We start from the raw sequence: 16,185 nt of genomic DNA, 5'->3' as shown, positions 1-16,185 counted from the left end.
CGTTGCTCCCGTTCAATAGCCATCGTTTTGCACCAATGTACCCCCACTCCTATCAATTTGTTCCTGTGGTATAGGGAACATCGTATTCTTTTCTCCAAAATTAAGGCCGCCGTAAAGCCTTTTGAAGGTTTCGCTGAAGCCCGCTTCAAAAGCCGAATAACTTTCCAGCACATCCTTGGCTGTGCCCCAACGTACCAGGTCAAAGTACCGGTGCCCCTCCAGCGCCAATTCCAATCTACGTTCGAAACGAATGGCGTCCAGAGCGTACTGCTTCGAAGCAAACGCCGGGTAGGGTTTTACGTTATACGCGGCGGCATTGGTGCCACCGATTTTTTTAGCTGGAAGCTGGGCTGCCCGGTACCGAACATTATTGACCCGGGTCAGTGCGTAGGCCAATTCGTTCGTTTCCGCGGCACATTCCGCCGCCATCAGGTATACATCTGCCAGGCGGATGATCTGGACATCCAATGCGGTCACATTACCGCCGTTATCCAGGTTTCCCGTAAAATCAGCTTTGTCCAACAATCGTTTGTAGGACACAAAAGGTCCGTGGGAGGCCGGTTCACGAAGCCACGCATCGCCTGGGAAAATCCCCCAATCGTGGTACGGCACACCCCTGCGCCCTACGGTGTAATCCAGCCGCGGATCCAACGCAAGGGTTTTATCTACCTCGTAATTTTCTTTGGCGCCTCCGGTCAACCCAAAATCCGATTTATAGGGATTATTCCGATATGAGCCATCGAGCATGGGCAGTCCCAATGCCGTGACCCGAAACGCATTGACCAGATCAAATGAGGGATTAAAAAAGCCACAGCAGTTCATTGGGGTTGGCGAATTTTGCAACCCCGCTAGCATATCACCCACATTGGCATTGTCACCACTCCCGTTCGGATTGATGGCATGCTGTGCAGAAAAAATCGTCTCCGGCCCGTTTTCCTTATTGATATCAAAATTATCTAGGAAATCCATGCTTTCCAGATTTGGCCTGGCATCGATGACCTCTTTGAACAGCACAAGCGCTTCGGCAAATTTTCCCTGATATAGGTACAGCTTCCCCAGATAAGCTTTGGCGGCAATGCCGTCTACTCTTCCTACATCACCCAACGGCTTCGCGTCCGTCAGGTTTTGCGCGGCAAACTGGAAATCGGCATCAATCATAGGCAGGATATCGGCATCATTCGGGACCTTGGCGGCATTGGCGGTCGAAACGTTTTCGTCGATATACGGAATATTTTTAAACACCCGCCAAAGGAAGAAATAGTAATGCCCCCGGAGCATCTTCGCTTCCGCTTCAATTTCAGTAGCCCGCTCGTCCGAGAATTTCTCGTCGGCGGTTTCCTGTACAATCTTCAGCTGGCGCAGCGTGGTGTTACACCGAATGATGCCTTCGTAATAATTGCGGTACATGGTAGCTAGGTGCTCATTGACCGGAATAGCAGTATGCTGTTCGATTTCGAGCATCGTACCCTGGTCGCCCGCTTCGCTTCCTTTATGTGCATCTCCACCGGCTACATCGCCGTAAAGCCATTGGCTGGGGGCAGACCCGTAATTGCCCCAGGTTCCATCCCGGTTGCCGTTCATCAAACCATACGCTCCAGTAAGCAGCCACTCCACTCCCTTAGTGCTATTCAGCTGTTCGTCTATCAATTGTCCCTGTGGTGTGCGGTCTAAGAAATCCGAGCTACATCCTCCGATAGCCATCATCATCACCGAGACTACAATTATTTTATATCGTGCTTTCATCATTGAAAAGTTTTATTGTTCATGGTTGTAATCCGAAATCTAAATGCGTCCATCGCTCAAAACGTAACACTCAGCCCCAATAGATACTGGCGCGGCACAGGATAAACCCCCATGTCTACCCCGGGGCCGGTAAAGCCCGTAGACCCATATTGGCTCACCTCCGGATCCATGCCACTATAGCCGGTAATGGTAAACAGATTGGTAACGCTGGCATATACCCTTAGATTGGACACCCGGCCCTGAAACATACGATCCGTAGGCAGGGTGTACCCGATTTGCAGGTTCTTCATCCGAAAAAAGCTTCCGTCTTGCACATAGTAGCTGGAAGACTGCCGCTCGATTGTGGGTGCATTGGCATAGGCCGAAGGAACCATGCTCCCCGGATTGCTCGGGCTCCAGGCATCCAGTGTACGGGTACTCACCGAACCCGGAAATGCATAAAAGTCGGTATACTGACGGGTGAGATCAAACAGGTCATTACCCCGTGACCCGTTAAAGAACATACTGATATCAAACCGCTTGTAGGCCGCACCCAAGTTGAGCGAATAAATGAAATCCGGGTGCGGGTTCCCGATGATTGTCCGGTCATCCCCATCGATCGCATCGTCCCCATTAATGTCTGCAAACTTAGGGCCACCCACACGGGCTCCTTCATACGAAGCACTGTTCGCGATATCATCCTCGCTCTGGTATATCCCCACCATATCATAGCCGTAAAAAGCGCCAAACGGCGCACCGGCCTTTAATACCGAGGTTGTCACCTCGCGTAGCGTGAGGTAGGGCTGCTCCCTGACGCCCGGCGCTAGTGCAATGATATTGTTGGTGTATTTGGAAAAGAATACGCCCACATCAAACCGGAAGGGATCTTCACCCGTATGGCCTACATAATGATAGTTTAAGGCCAGTTCAATACCGGCATTCTGCATGTCGCCGGAGTTGACATACGGCGAGTTCCCTGTACCCACGGCGGCAGCGGGTTGCGGTACCGGGTACAGTACGTCGCTGGTGCGTCGGTCAAACCAGTCAAACGCGCCATCGATCGTATTGTTGAACAACGTAAAATCAAGTCCTACGTTTACTGATTTCAGCTCTTCCCACTTTACAGCCTGGTTATCGTAGTCGCTGGTCCACAATCCACTGCTCAGGCCATTGCCCCCGCCAATCGGGTAAAACGACGGATTGACCCCCGAAGCATACCTTCTCATAAACTGGAATGAAGGAATACGTTGATTTCCCGTTACGCCGTAGCCAGCCCGGATCTTGAGGTCATTCACCCAGGAAACCGGTTTCAGGAAGCTTTCATTAGATACCCGCCAGGCGACACCGGCAGCGGGAAACGTACCGTAACGGTTTTCAGGCCCGAAATTGGACGATCCGTCGCGGCGCACCGTGGCTGACAGTAAATATCGGTCGTCGAACCCATATTCGACCCGTCCGAAAACGGAGAACAAGGAACTCTCACTCCCCTCACTGCCGCCAACAGTGGTTGCAGCCGTATTGAGGTAATAATAATTGAGATCGCCGGATACAAAGAAGTCGTTTCCATTTCCGGTCAACTGGTGATAGTTTGACTCCACTGCCTCCGTTCCGGCAAGGACCTTAAGCCTGTGCACTCCATTAAATGTGTTTTCATAAGTGGCGGTGTTCGACCACGTCCACTCGGTATTGGTTCCCCGGTACTCACTCAAGGTATTGTTCGTAAAGCTACCCTCCGAGCGTTCCGGGTTGGGATATCCGATGGACTTGCCGTTGAAGTTTTCGTGGCGTAGTCCGAAGGTCGTGCGAAAATTGAGCCCTTTTATTAGCTCCAAATCGGCAAAAGCACTCCCGAAAAACTGGCCGCTTTTGTTTGTATTGTCCTTCTGCCGGTATAGCACCGCCAGCGGGTTGTCGGCATTCCCCATCATGCTACCCTTTGTACCCGCAAAATTGCCCATAATGTCGTACACCGGCACAATGGTTTGGATACGATATGCCCAGCCAATCGCCGAGTCTTCTCCCTGGTAAGCGCCGGATCGATTTTCATTGACGCCGAAGCCATGTCCGTTGGTAGCGGAATACTGCATGTTTTCGCCGATCGTAAGCCGGTTGTCCAAAAAGGTAAACTTGGTGTTGCTGCGGATGGTGTACCGATCGAACCCGGTATGCTGATACGTCCCCCCCTGCTTGAACGCGCTTCCACTCAGTACATATACTGCATTTTCGCCTCCGCCTAGGATGCTCAACTGATAAGTCTGTATAGGAGCGTTTTGCGTAATCTCATCGAACCAGTTGGTGCCGGCCTGATTGGCGGGAACAATGGTGTAATACTGTGCGGGATCCATCACATAACGGTACTTCGAGGGATCGGCATCCGCCGCGGTGATTTGATGTCCCATTTTGGTTCCGGCCAGGAGGTATTCGGGCAGTGTTGGATGATCTGGATCTGAGCCATAGTTCTGGCCGGTGGTTCCGGTCGTACCCGGAGTCCCACCCGCATTTCTTTGCTGCCGGTACACATACTCCCCGTATTGCTGCGGATTTAGCATTTCGGGGAAGCGGCTCCGGTTCGGCGCCTGCGTACCGTAGTAGGTATCCAGCGTAATCTTGGGTGAACCTTTGCCCCCCTGCCTAGTGGTAACGATCACCACGCCGTTATTGGCCCTAGCGCCATATATGGAAGCTGCCGAGGCATCTTTCAGCACCTGCATGCTTTCGATGTCGTTGGCACTCAACCAGCTTAGCTTCCCTTCATAAGGCATGCCGTCTATAATATATAGGGGATCATTATTATTGATGGTGCTGAAGCCCCTAATGCGGATCTGCGGTGTGGCACCTGGTGCCCCGCTATTAATAATCTGTACGCCAGCGGCCTTTCCCTGAAGAGCCTCGACAGGACTGGCTGCGGGTTGCTGTTTCAGGCCCTTCACATCCACTACGGCAACCGATCCCGTCAAGTCTTTCACACGTTGGGTGGAGTAGCCGGTCACGATCACCTCATCCAACGTACTAAGCGATTCCTGCAGCGCAACATTGTAAACATGCTGGTTGCTGTCTACGACAAATTCTTGCGATGCAAAGCCAATATAACTTACCTCCACTACATCATTGGGTTTCACCAATAAGGTGTATTGACCGTTGTCATTGGTACTGGTGCCCTTTGAGGTGCCTTTCACTTTTATAGCGGCGCCTGATATGGGTAAATTGTCTTCAACACTGGTAATGGTACCTCGAATATTAAAATCCTGAAATGCACTGAATAGCAGTATTTTGCCATCCTCTATCCGGTATGCAATTCCCATAGGTTTCAACACCTCTTCGAGTATGGCGGACAAATCGCTATCCATACGCGCAATCTTAATTTTCCTATCTGCTTTAATCGTAGAAGCACTATAGATGAAATGGACTTCTGACTGGTTTTCCAGCTCCTTGATCATATCCTTGACGGATATTCGTTGGGCAGAAAACGCAATCCTTTTATCCAAGGCCCCCTGCGCATCTGCATCTTCCGCATAGGAAGAGAATACAACAATTGATGTGATAAGGGCATATAAAAAGGTTAGTCTCATCGCTGTTATCGTTAAAGCAATAATTCGTTCTTTTTTCATACTTTTGATAAATTTATGGTTCGTTAATGGATTTTTTTGAACTGTAAATCATTCCGGAATGAATCGATTCCGGAGCTCATGACCGGCAATACCCCCATATTGCCGGTTTTTTTGTGGGGTTAAGTCTGTGATTGTTTCATCGTCATAATTTTTTGGTTTTACATTAAATCATTTCAATAGGAGTTGCCACACCATTCCCAACCATCGTGTTTACATATCGCGGTGCACAGCTTTTTTTGGGCAGGCAGGTCCAAAAGCTCCCCTTTCCGCATATTGCGGGTTTTCAAAATAATAAAATCAGCATGCTAGAGCAGGGTTTATTCCAGTGCTTCGGCTAGCAATATTCGCTTATTGCTGGATTTAAAATTGGTTAAGTTTTGTAGTTTCTCATCAGTTAATGCGTTAGTGTGTTTGGTATAAAAATTTGTGTGTGGTTGTGATCAATGATTTCTTTTCAAAAAAATGGTGGTACCGACGACCTCATAATGTGTATTGGTAACGGTACAGATGATATTCAACTGCTTGAACAGGCCGACGCCGCTGATATCACCAGTAAACGTAATGCCCTCCAAGTTATCACCAGCAACCACGTCCAACCCGTACAGTCCGCTGAGTGTTTCAGCCAAAGCCGGTACAGGGATATCCCTGAAGGTCTCATTCCGAATGGCATCCACTTCCCTGCTGATGGGCAATGGGTTTTCTACTACCGTTTCCTTAAGGGTCTTCGGGAGCAGTACGGCCCGTTGATTGGTCGTGATGGATGCTTTTTCCGGAGTGGATAGGATACGCTTCACAAAACTTTGCCTATCCACATTGTAATATACGTCTACCTTGCCAGCGTATACAATAACTTCCCCATTGGCTTTCCCGTTAGGGGCCCTTATTTTGAACTTCGTGCCCAGTACTTTGGTAATCATTCCCTCATGGAATACCCAAAATGGATTTTCCTCATTAGCAGCCACCGCAAAAAAGGCATCTCCTACCAATCGTACTTCTCTATCCGTTGTCTTAAAGCGCTTGGGATATTCAAATAATGCCCCCGGAGACAGTTCTACAAAGGATTCGTCGGCCAAAATGACTTTCATGGGTTTTTCTGTGTCATTCCTCACCGTGATGATGTCATGCTCAGGCATGGTCCCTTGTGACACGAATGAAGGTTTTACAGGGTAACAAACAATCCTAAGGTAAATAAAAGTGCTTGAGGCCACCAAAAACACGGCGGCAGATGCGGCAACCAACCAAAAACGGACACGCTTTGACCTCGGGTTTGATTCCAATTGCCTGACACTTGTATCCGCTTGGCCAATATTAATTTGCTGGTTAATTTTATCCCATATTGCATCTTCGATGGCGTCCACGTTGGCAGGAGTAATCTCGTTTTGATCGTTTTTATCAAGTATTTGGTACCAATGATGCACCAATTGCTCTTCGTCTGGGGTACATTGACCGTCCAAGTACCGTTGCAATAGGCGGTGGAAATTTTCCCTACTCATGATTCAACATGGGTTAATGTGTATATCAATAACTCGGTTAGTAATGCTTACAACAGCACCCTTCTATATAGTAGTCTATCAAAAGGGAACTATCCCTAAAAAATAATTAAAATAATTTTTGGAGAAGCAGTATAAGGGGTAGGAAATCTTTCAGTGCCAGGCGCATGGTCTTAAGCGACTGGGTGATATGGTATTCCACTGCCTTTTCGGATAGGTTGAGTTTATTGGCAATTTCTTTCACGGAGTAATGTTCCGTGCGACTGAGGGTGTATATGGCTTTTGTTTTAGGCGACATCATGGCCACACCCTTATCAATAGCTTCATTTAACTCCTTGATACGCATGGCCATCTCCACAGAATTAGGAGGATCACATGCTTCAAGAAGGGAATGAGAAGTGTATGTTTCTTCGTGGATCTGCGACTTTAAATAGGTAATAAACCTAAAGCGTAAGGCCGTAAACAAATATGCAGAGACATTATTGACGGTCACCGACTTCCTTTTTTCCCACAATGATACAAATACACCCTGTGTAAGGTCCTCTGCAAGCATAGTGTCTCCCGACCGTCGCAAAACCTGCTGATAACATTGCTTCCAATATCGCTTGTACAGCTCCTTAAAAGCAACTTGGTCATCTTTGCTTATTTTGGCAAGCAAATCAGTATCTGTTTCGATGGCAGGCTTATTTTTCAACAGGATCCTTTGCAAATTGGCAGACACAAACATAACAATTTGGTTACAGATATGCAATAGTAGCGGCATGCATTCAGCACAATGAAACGTTTAATCATTTATTTACAGTTGTTTACATTATTTTATTTTAATATTGTTTTAACAGCGGGCACTAAGGTGGCGTCTTTGTGACTTTGCGTGAACCTTTTTAGGCCACAAACGGAAATCTAATCTGCACCCTCCTCTTATTGATGCAGCTATTTTTCATTAGAATAAATTGTTCTTTAACGGCAATGAAGCTTGCATGAGCTGTCTTATTCATGCCCTTTTTTGAGCGGTAGCTCATGCAGGTTTCATCTGTTTAAATTTGCTTTTTCAGTTGTGATGAAGCTATCAGATTTATTCATCCCACTGTGTGGTTTGAAAAATCATGATGGTTTCATATCTTTGATTATTAAAAAAAGCAATTGCATACTTTGGTACTGTCCCACATAATTATTTTTCGAATGAAACCATACCATCTATTATTAAGCACACTTGTTGCCGGTGCCTTATTAGCTGCTTGCGAAAGCAATGGACAGCACAACGGTGACGCTGAACACAGAACAGGCGAACCAATCACTTCTGAAAAGGCTAGTTTCTACGTTGATACGCTCCATACCGGGCTTGACAATCCTTGGGGTATGGCTTGGCTGCCCGATGGTCGTTTATTAGTGACGGAACGCAAAGGCGAAATATTGGTGTTTGAAAACGAGAAATACACTGGCCAAAAGCTTACTGGATTTCCGGAAACTTATGAACGCGGGCAGGGTGGCTTGATGGATATCCAGCTGCACCCGCAATATGCAGATAATGGATGGGTATATGTCACCTATGCCAAACCGGGACAAGATGGGGGTAGTACCACACTAATTCGCTTCAAGCTGGAGGGCAACCAGGTAACTCATCTGGAAGAGTTATATCAAACTATGCCATTATCCACCTCGGGAGTGCATTTCGGCAGCCGGATTATTTTTGACAATAATGGATACTTATTTTTCAGTACCGGCGAACGTGGCACCAAGGAAAATGCCCAAAATCTTTCGAATGATATGGGCAAGGTGCATCGGCTGCATGATGATGGACGTATTCCCAACGATAATCCCTTTGTAGATAACCCAACTGCCAAACCTAGCATTTGGTCATATGGGCACCGCAACGTACAAGGTATTGTATACGATAGTTCCACAGACATCATCTATGCTACTGAACACGGTCCGCGCGGTGGTGATGAGCTCAATATCGTTGAAAAAGGAAAGAATTATGGATGGCCTGTGATCACCTATGGTATTGACTATAGCGGAGCCATCATTTCGGACCTTACGGAAAAAGAAGGGATGGAGCAGCCTATTCATTATTGGACACCATCCATAGCCACTTGCGGGCTATTATTCTATACGGGGGATAAATATCCTGAATGGCAAGGAAATATATTTGCAGGGGCACTGGCATTGATGCATGTGGCCCGTATAGAAGTTTCCAACGGGAAATACACGCATGAAGAAAAATTACTCCAAGATATTGGACGTGTGCGCCAAATAGCCCAAAGTCCCGATGGTTATATTTATGTGCTTACCGAAGGCCCGGGCATGTTGCTTAAGTTGGCACCTGCCAAAACCCCATAGGTTTGAGGTTTATTTATAAACTGTGTATCTTTGCTTATCATGAATACTGACAAATTGCTTAAGCGGGCCCTTGATTTCGACTTTCTTTCGATTGACGAGGGGATCTATTTATACAACAATGCGTCTACGGCCGACCTTATTTTTGTGGCGGATGAATTGCGCAAGATACAAGTACCCCACGGCAAAGTGACCTGGCAAATCGACCGGAATGTCAACACGACTAATGTTTGCATCGCTAATTGTAAATTTTGCAATTTCTTTCGTAGGCCCGGCCATGAGGAAAGTTATATCACCGATATTGAAACATACAAACAGAAGATAGCAGAAACATTCCGCTATGGAGGTGACCAATTGCTTTTACAAGGGGGGCATCATCCCGATTTGGGATTGAAGTTTTACACCGACCTCTTCAGGGAGTTGAAGACCTTGTATCCGACATTGAAGTTGCATTCACTAGGCCCACCCGAAATTGCCCATATTGCCAAATTGGAGGGGATGAGTCATCTTGATGTACTCATTGCTCTGAAAGAATCCGGTCTTGATTCACTGCCTGGAGCGGGCGCAGAGATATTAAATGACCGGGTAAGGCGTCTCATATCAAAAGGGAAATGCGGTGGTAAAGAATGGCTCGATGTGATGCGTGCTGCCCATAAGATTGATTTACCCACCTCATCCACCATGATGTTCGGCCATATCGAGACTATTGCAGAACGATTTGAACATATGGTATGGATACGGCAGGTACAGGAGGAACGGCCAGCGGGTACATACGGATTTATTGCTTTCATCCCATGGCCTTTCCAAGATGACGGCACCTTGCTCAAACGCCTGAGGGGCATTACCAATGATGTAACTGGTGAAGAATATATCCGGATGATTGCGTTAAGCCGCATCATGTTACCTAACATCAAAAACATCCAAGCCTCATGGCTTACGGTAGGGAAACGAGTAGCACAGCTTTGCCTGCATGCAGGTGCCAATGATTTCGGATCCATTATGATCGAGGAGAATGTGGTATCTGCCGCTGGCGCACCACATCGGTTTACATCCTCGTCCATACAAGATGCAATCCGGGAGGCCGGCTTTCAACCGCAACTGCGTACGCAGAAATATGATTTCAGGGAAATACCGGAAACCATGGAGGAGCAAGTCATCGATTATTAATTCCTAAATACGCTTGAAAAACTTAAGTCAACAAATAGAGGCCCTTGTGTATGCTTCCGAATACGGCATCAATGTGGCAGAAATCAAGCATGTTATCGAGGCTTCCATAGGCATCGATATCGATGAACAGACCATCCATGCTGCGCTTGACGAAATAAAAAGCCGCTACCTTCAAGAAAACCATGTGCTGGAATTGAAATCAGTAAATACCGGATATCAATTTTTGACCAAACCGCAATATTACGAAACCATTAACCTGCTGCAGACGCACCGCGCGAAAAAGAAACTGAGCCAAGCCGCCTTGGAAACTTTGGCGATCGTGGCCTACCGCCAGCCCATCACGAAATTGGAAATCGAACAAATCCGCGGCGTGAATTGCGATTATTCCTTGCAACGTCTGCTCGAAAAGGAGCTGGTAAAAATTGTAGGCAAGGCAGATGCGCTGGGAAGGCCAATCCTATATGGTACGAGCGATTTGTTTATGGACCACTTTGGCATTGACAGTACCGCCGACTTACCGAAGTTGAAGGAAATCGTACCCGAAGACAATGCGATAGGCGAAACAAGCGATTGAAATGATCCATCGCCAATGGCTTTATGAGTTCCATGGTGCACCTTATATTTAACCCCATTCATTACTAGCCTTTTGCAGCTAACATTTTTTTTGTAAAAAAAATGATTTGAAATCAAAAACTTGTTATTTTTATCCTAAATAAAACTACAATACACAATCAAGGATGATTATGGAAACGCCAATGATGCATGACAATGAATTAGCGGTTTTGGAAGATGACATTCGGCTTACGTTTGATGATGGTGGGCCCGAAGATGAAGATGAAGATGATTCGGATGATCTTTTCGATGACGAGGATAGCTTTGAATTGGATGAGCTTGACTCGTTAGACGATTTCGAGGACTTCGATGACGACGACGATTATTGACAATAAAAAACTTCATATTCGAAAGCAACCATTACTTACCACAACGTATATGGGCATCCCAAGGCCATACCTATGTCATCTCACCATCGTATAATAGTGAGATTTATCTCGAATCCGAAAATTTAATTCTATCACATCTACCATGTCAAAGGAGAGCACAGTAGATGTGATTGGTTTTTTTAAAGGTCCTCCTGGTGATAGAGGGTTACACAGTAGATTTTTTATGAAGCAATTCGTAAAGATCGATTACCTTTTTTTGTAATTCTATCACTTCTGTATCACGATCTTGAAGCTTTTTGTTAGCCACGGCCAATTCCGAAACGTATTTTTTCTCTTCTTCCGAATCGTTGGTAGCCAATAATTGAACCATGGTTAAACCAAATAGTCTAGATATTTGGTCAAGTCTCGATAGATTTACATCTGTTATCCCTGTTTCTATCTTGGAAAAAGCTGGTATGGATATATCAAGCCGTTTGGCTACATCCTCTTGACTCCATCCCTTTTGGTGTCTTAATAGTCTGATTTTTTTTCCTAATGCATTCATTTGGTAAGATAGTATGTTAAAATTTAAGTAGTTGTCTTGAATTTATTTTCCTATTGGGAAACTAAGATAGCTAAAGTTTTACTTTAATAGGAATTTATCGGCAAAATTAACTAAGTTGATACCCCCATAGTTTCCTGAACTCATGAATAATAAATTCTTTCCAACCGGATCCATCTTCTCAAGGTAATTCTTTATGCCTTCTATATCACTAAAGTACACCAAATTGGGCTGATCGAATGCTTTCTTCAGTGTATCTTCCGAAATGGTATCGGCGTTTCTTTGTTTCAATGCTTCCTTATTGATAAATACTGCAGGGTATTCTGCATCTTGCATGGTACCCTTATACTCATTCAGGTATGCTTCATTGAGACTGCTATAGGTATGCAATTCAACGATGGCTACCAATGCTTTGCCCGGAAACTGTTCTTTAACAGCATGAATGCTTGCCCTTAATTTGGTGGGGGTATGTGCAAAATCCTGATAAACGACACTATCATTATCACTTGCCACATACTCTAAACGTCGCGAAGCTCCTTTAAATTGTTTTATCTCCGTATAAAACTCTTCACGGCTAACCCCTAACCACTCACAGACCGTAAATGCCGCCGCTATATTAGACAAATTATGCTTGCCAAAGACTTGTAACGGAATATTACCGATATGTGTATGCATGTATGTAATTCCTTTGTTGATGGTATACTCAGGAGTTCGGTAGCCATGTTTGTTTATCTTGGACTGGTCCTCAAGGACAATCTCCTGAAGCTTCTTATCTTCCTTGTTATATACCAACGTCCCCTTAGGTTCAATACTTTTAATGAATAATCTAAATTGTTCCACATAATTATCAAACGTAGGGAATGCATTGACATGGTCCCATGCTACTCCACTTATTAAGGCAATGTTAGGTTTATACAGGTGAAACTTTGGCCGCTGATCCACCGGTGAAGCCAAATACTCATCCCCTTCAATGATGGCGAGCGGTGCATCCTTGGTAAGCCTCACCATGTACTCAAATTCATCAAGCTTTGCTCCTACTAAATAATCGAAATCCCTTCCTATTGATTTAAGTACGTGCATGATGATGCTCGTTATGGTAGTTTTACCATGACTCCCCCCTATCACTACTCTTATTTTTTCTTTTGTTTGCTCATAGATAAACTCGGGGTAGGAATAAATGCGGACCTCCATTTCCTTGGCTTTCAGCAACTCGGGATTATCGGCTTTGGCATGCATTCCCAATACCACCGCGTCAATATCCGCAGTAATGGTTTCCGGGTACCACCCTAATGCTGGAAGCAACCCCTCCTTGGCAAGGTTGGTTCTCGACGGCTCATAGATATGGTCGTCGGAACCGCTTACCATATACCCTTTCTTGGCCAATGCAATGGCAAGATTGTGCATGATACTGCCTCCAATGGCAATAAAGTGTACTCGCATAACTATTCCTTTTTAATGAACCGTCCGGCTACCCAGCCGTCCATCTCCTTGTGTCCATCGTAATCCAGCTCATGCTTTGCACAGGCTGTTATCAATGTCTTCAAGTCATCCCCATCATAGAATCCACTCATATACAATATCCCGCCTATTTTCAAGGTTTGGGAGTAAGTGCCCAATTGATTTAATAAAATATTGCGATTAATGTTTGCCAATATAATGTCAAATTGCTGGTTTGCAACCAAGTCAATGGAGCCGCATTGGGTCAAAATATGCTCAACTCCGTTCAATGCTTTGTTTTCCTCTACACTCGCAACACTTACGGGATCGTTATCGATGGCCAGTACGCTTGATGCACCAAGTTTAGCGGCTAAAATAGCCAATATACCTGTACCACAGCCCATGTCCAGTATACTTTTCCCAAAAAACGTTGTCTCAAGCATATAATGTATCATCAACGAGGTTGTTTGATGATGACCTGTGCCGAATGCCATCTTGGGGTCAATGATGATTTCGTATGGATAAGATGGCTCTGGTGCATGAAAAGTGGCGCGTATGTAACATTGATCCGCAACCACAACCGGTTCAAAGTTACTTTCCCATACCTCGTTCCAATTCTGTGGGAGAATTTCATTAACCACATAAGTGACACCAAAATCAACAGGTTGATGTATCAACAATGATTCCAAGGAATGCAAATCAAGCTGTTCGGAAGCTATGTAGGCGGCAAACTCCTTATCTCGGTGCTCAAAGGTATCGAAACCCATGTTTGCCAAGTCGTGAATCAATAGATCCCGATGCCAATCTTCTCCGCCTTCGCATGTAAATATGACTTCGCTGTATTTCATTAAGCACGTAACCTACCGTTAACTTTAGCTGTTGAATACTTTCACGATGTCAATGAAATCACGTGATTTCAACGATGCGCCGCCAATAAGCCCACCATCGATATCGGTCTGCGAAAACAGCTCGGGAGCGTTTTTTGGATTACAGCTTCCACCATATAATATGGTCGTATCCTCAGCAATATGCGCATTGTATTGGTTGGCAATCTCGTTACGAATGAATGCATGCACTTCCTGCGCTTGTTCTGGTGATGCGGTCAGTCCTGTACCTATAGCCCAAACGGGTTCATAAGCCAATATGACATGGCCAAATGCATCGTTTGGAAGGTGGAAAACCCCATTTTTCAACTGTTTCTTAATTATATCAAAATAACGGTCGGATTCTCGTTCTTCTTGGGTTTCACCAATACAGAAAATGGGGGTCAATTCCTGTTTAAGGACGGCGTCCACTTTCTTACTCAACATATGGTCATCCTCATGGAAATACGCCCTGCGCTCTGAATGTCCTAAAATCACATACGCCGCACCTGCGGATTTCACTTGAGCGGCCGATACCTCTCCAGTATATGCTCCAGCGTCTTCAAAATATACATTCTGTGCTCCTATTGCAACGTGGGTTGCGCCTTTGGCCATTTGAAAGATGCTATGTAGGTGGATAAACGGGCTACATACAACCACCTGTTGGTCACCCATCACTTCATCCTTGGCCATGTTTACAATTTCTGAAAAAAGGGTAACTCCCTGCTGGTAGTCTAGATTCATTTTCCAATTTCCGGCAACGATTTTTTTCCGCATAATATTGATATTCTATTTAATGTAGTTAAATTTCTATTTTAAAAGTTCCGGTGCTCCCTGGTCAACTCAAATACAGTCTCTAGCAGTTTCTTTTCTGTTTCATCAAATTCTTGATTGCGCCGGTCATAAACTAATTTGGTTGTTTCAAACATTTTGTCCAACTGGTAAGTGGTGAAACCTTCGGCACCTCCCCATGAAAAATCGGGGACAAATGTAGGTGGCATACCCGTACTGAAAATACTAGCCCCCACTCCTATCACGGTCCCTGTATTGAATGCCGTATTAATGGCACACTTCGCGTGGTCAGCCATGATGGTACCGCAAAACTGCAATCCCGTGTCACGGTATCCGGAATGGCTATAATCGTATAAACGTACGGATTTATAATTATTTTTCAAATTTGAGTTGTTGGTATCAGCCCCCCAATTACACCATTCGCCCATCACCGCGCTTCCTAGGTAACCATCATGTCCCTTGGAAGATCTGCCCCATATCACGCAGGTATTGAGCTCACCGCCAACTCGGGAATATGGCCCAACTGTAACGTTGCTATATACCTTGGTTCCCATCTTGATTTGTGAACCTTCACCTAATGCGAATGCCCCCCTGATCAAGCTGCCTTCCCATACTTCGCTGTTTTTATCCAAATAAATGGGACCCATGGTACTATTGAATGTAGCACATTCGGCTTTGGCACCCTCTTCGGCAAAGAAATTGTTACCAATGAACCTATTGCTGTCCGATAGTTCCGCTGAAGTTCTTCCTTTGGTGAGTAGCTCAAAATCAGAACGGATTTGCTCACCGTTATTCAGGAATAAATCTTCGGGATAGTTTATTTTTACAAAATCATGCGTATAGGAAATAAGGGTATAGCTATTCAATTCCATCGAATCCGCATGCTGTAGCGCCTCACTATCCATACGTAGTGCGATAAAATCGTTTCCCGCCATCAGCGCCTCCCCAGTACGAAGGGCCAGTACTGCATCAGATAACCGACTATCTGGGCAGCAATTGCCGCTAACGAGCAGTACATCATCCACAATCTGACCCAAAGGGTACTTTCCAGCCAAGTAATCTTCGCTCAGGAATGAAAATGGGGATGCCAACCATTTCGCCCATTTCTCGGCAATGGTCAATATCCCGACACGCAAGTCAGCCACAGGTCGCGTCAATGTTAAGGGATATAGTCCCTTCCGCCAGTTGGCTTTATCAAACAGAACAACATGCATAGCTTATTAATTTAGCATGGCTAAAATAAAAAAGTCCCGATAAAATATCGGGACTAATATTTCTTTGTGGAAAAAC

The 16,185-nt window shown here is 45.4% G+C and carries 13 protein-coding genes; 4 read left to right on the top strand and 9 right to left on the bottom strand.

What is annotated here, in order from left to right; genetic code table 11:
* Positions 1-12 precede the first annotated feature (12 nt).
* The 4 genes from NF543_RS10595 to NF543_RS10580 form a co-directional block, all read right to left on the bottom strand.
* On the bottom strand, positions 13-1,746 hold the full coding sequence (locus NF543_RS10595) for a RagB/SusD family nutrient uptake outer membrane protein (RefSeq protein ID WP_257957469.1): 1,734 nt from the start codon (positions 1,744-1,746) through the stop codon (positions 13-15).
* Positions 1,747-1,799: 53 nt separating this feature from the next.
* Positions 1,800-5,291, bottom strand: a complete 3,492-nt coding sequence (locus NF543_RS10590; RefSeq protein ID WP_257668101.1) for a TonB-dependent receptor — start codon at positions 5,289-5,291, stop codon at positions 1,800-1,802.
* Between the two features lie 479 nt (positions 5,292-5,770).
* Positions 5,771-6,823 (bottom strand): FecR family protein, encoded by a 1,053-nt coding sequence (locus NF543_RS10585; protein ID WP_257668100.1) that lies wholly within the window; start codon positions 6,821-6,823, stop codon positions 5,771-5,773.
* A 106-nt stretch (positions 6,824-6,929) separates the two neighbouring features.
* Positions 6,930-7,514 carry an RNA polymerase sigma factor gene (locus tag NF543_RS10580; protein ID WP_257668099.1) on the bottom strand — a complete coding sequence of 195 codons (585 nt, stop codon included), beginning with the start codon at positions 7,512-7,514 and terminating at the stop codon, positions 6,930-6,932.
* 485 nt (positions 7,515-7,999) lie between these two features.
* On the opposite strand from NF543_RS10580, the gene NF543_RS10575 reads away from it, so the two are divergent.
* The 4 genes from NF543_RS10575 (at position 8,000) to NF543_RS10560 (ending at position 11,262) form a co-directional block, all read left to right on the top strand.
* Positions 8,000-9,157, top strand: a complete 1,158-nt coding sequence (locus NF543_RS10575; RefSeq protein WP_257668098.1) for a PQQ-dependent sugar dehydrogenase — start codon at positions 8,000-8,002, stop codon at positions 9,155-9,157.
* A gap of 39 nt (positions 9,158-9,196) precedes the next feature.
* Positions 9,197-10,321 carry a CofH family radical SAM protein gene (locus tag NF543_RS10570; protein WP_257668097.1) on the top strand — a complete coding sequence of 375 codons (1,125 nt, stop codon included), beginning with the start codon at positions 9,197-9,199 and terminating at the stop codon, positions 10,319-10,321.
* A 13-nt stretch (positions 10,322-10,334) separates the two neighbouring features.
* Positions 10,335-10,895, top strand: a complete 561-nt coding sequence (gene scpB, locus NF543_RS10565; RefSeq protein WP_257668096.1) for an SMC-Scp complex subunit ScpB — start codon at positions 10,335-10,337, stop codon at positions 10,893-10,895.
* 169 nt (positions 10,896-11,064) lie between these two features.
* A complete protein-coding gene (locus NF543_RS10560) occupies positions 11,065-11,262 on the top strand; it encodes a hypothetical protein (protein ID WP_257668095.1) in 198 nt (65 codons plus the stop codon).
* A gap of 205 nt (positions 11,263-11,467) precedes the next feature.
* Here the strand turns inward: NF543_RS10560 and NF543_RS10555 are convergent, their stop codons facing one another.
* The 5 genes from NF543_RS10555 to NF543_RS10535 all read right to left on the bottom strand — a co-directional run bounded on the left by NF543_RS10555 (position 11,468) and on the right by NF543_RS10535 (position 16,109).
* The gene (locus NF543_RS10555; protein ID WP_257668094.1) at positions 11,468-11,806 is read right to left on the bottom strand and encodes a helix-turn-helix domain-containing protein; all 339 of its coding nucleotides are present in this window, start codon (positions 11,804-11,806) and stop codon (positions 11,468-11,470) included.
* Positions 11,807-11,884: 78 nt separating this feature from the next.
* The gene (locus NF543_RS10550) at positions 11,885-13,243 is read right to left on the bottom strand and encodes a UDP-N-acetylmuramate--L-alanine ligase (protein ID WP_257668093.1); all 1,359 of its coding nucleotides are present in this window, start codon (positions 13,241-13,243) and stop codon (positions 11,885-11,887) included.
* A gap of 2 nt (positions 13,244-13,245) precedes the next feature.
* Positions 13,246-14,088: a 50S ribosomal protein L11 methyltransferase gene (prmA, locus tag NF543_RS10545; protein ID WP_257668092.1), complete on the bottom strand. Its 843-nt coding sequence runs from the start codon at positions 14,086-14,088 to the stop codon at positions 13,246-13,248.
* Positions 14,089-14,112: 24 nt separating this feature from the next.
* Positions 14,113-14,880, bottom strand: a complete 768-nt coding sequence (tpiA, locus tag NF543_RS10540) for a triose-phosphate isomerase (RefSeq protein WP_257668091.1) — start codon at positions 14,878-14,880, stop codon at positions 14,113-14,115.
* 38 nt (positions 14,881-14,918) lie between these two features.
* Positions 14,919-16,109 (bottom strand): putative sugar nucleotidyl transferase, encoded by a 1,191-nt coding sequence (locus tag NF543_RS10535; protein WP_257668090.1) that lies wholly within the window; start codon positions 16,107-16,109, stop codon positions 14,919-14,921.
* Positions 16,110-16,185 lie beyond the last annotated feature (76 nt).

This window comes from Parapedobacter tibetensis, assembly GCF_024704835.1.
Classification (GTDB): domain Bacteria; phylum Bacteroidota; class Bacteroidia; order Sphingobacteriales; family Sphingobacteriaceae; genus Parapedobacter; species Parapedobacter tibetensis.
This window is presented reverse-complemented; position numbering and strand designations above follow the sequence as displayed.

Coding starts and splice junctions, on each gene's coding strand:
- tpiA (WP_257668091.1), bottom strand. CDS start 14,880: ATGCGGAAAAAAATCGTTGCCGGAAATTGGAAAATGAATCTAGACTAC.
- NF543_RS10550 (WP_257668093.1), bottom strand. CDS start 13,243: ATGCGAGTACACTTTATTGCCATTGGAGGCAGTATCATGCACAATCTT.
- prmA (WP_257668092.1), bottom strand. CDS start 14,088: ATGAAATACAGCGAAGTCATATTTACATGCGAAGGCGGAGAAGATTGG.
- NF543_RS10575 (WP_257668098.1), top strand. CDS start 8,000: ATGAAACCATACCATCTATTATTAAGCACACTTGTTGCCGGTGCCTTA.
- NF543_RS10595 (WP_257957469.1), bottom strand. CDS start 1,746: ATGATGAAAGCACGATATAAAATAATTGTAGTCTCGGTGATGATGATG.
- NF543_RS10590 (WP_257668101.1), bottom strand. CDS start 5,291: ATGAGACTAACCTTTTTATATGCCCTTATCACATCAATTGTTGTATTC.
- NF543_RS10560 (WP_257668095.1), top strand. CDS start 11,065: ATGGAAACGCCAATGATGCATGACAATGAATTAGCGGTTTTGGAAGAT.
- NF543_RS10585 (WP_257668100.1), bottom strand. CDS start 6,823: ATGAGTAGGGAAAATTTCCACCGCCTATTGCAACGGTACTTGGACGGT.
- NF543_RS10555 (WP_257668094.1), bottom strand. CDS start 11,806: ATGAATGCATTAGGAAAAAAAATCAGACTATTAAGACACCAAAAGGGA.
- NF543_RS10535 (WP_257668090.1), bottom strand. CDS start 16,109: ATGCATGTTGTTCTGTTTGATAAAGCCAACTGGCGGAAGGGACTATAT.
- NF543_RS10570 (WP_257668097.1), top strand. CDS start 9,197: ATGAATACTGACAAATTGCTTAAGCGGGCCCTTGATTTCGACTTTCTT.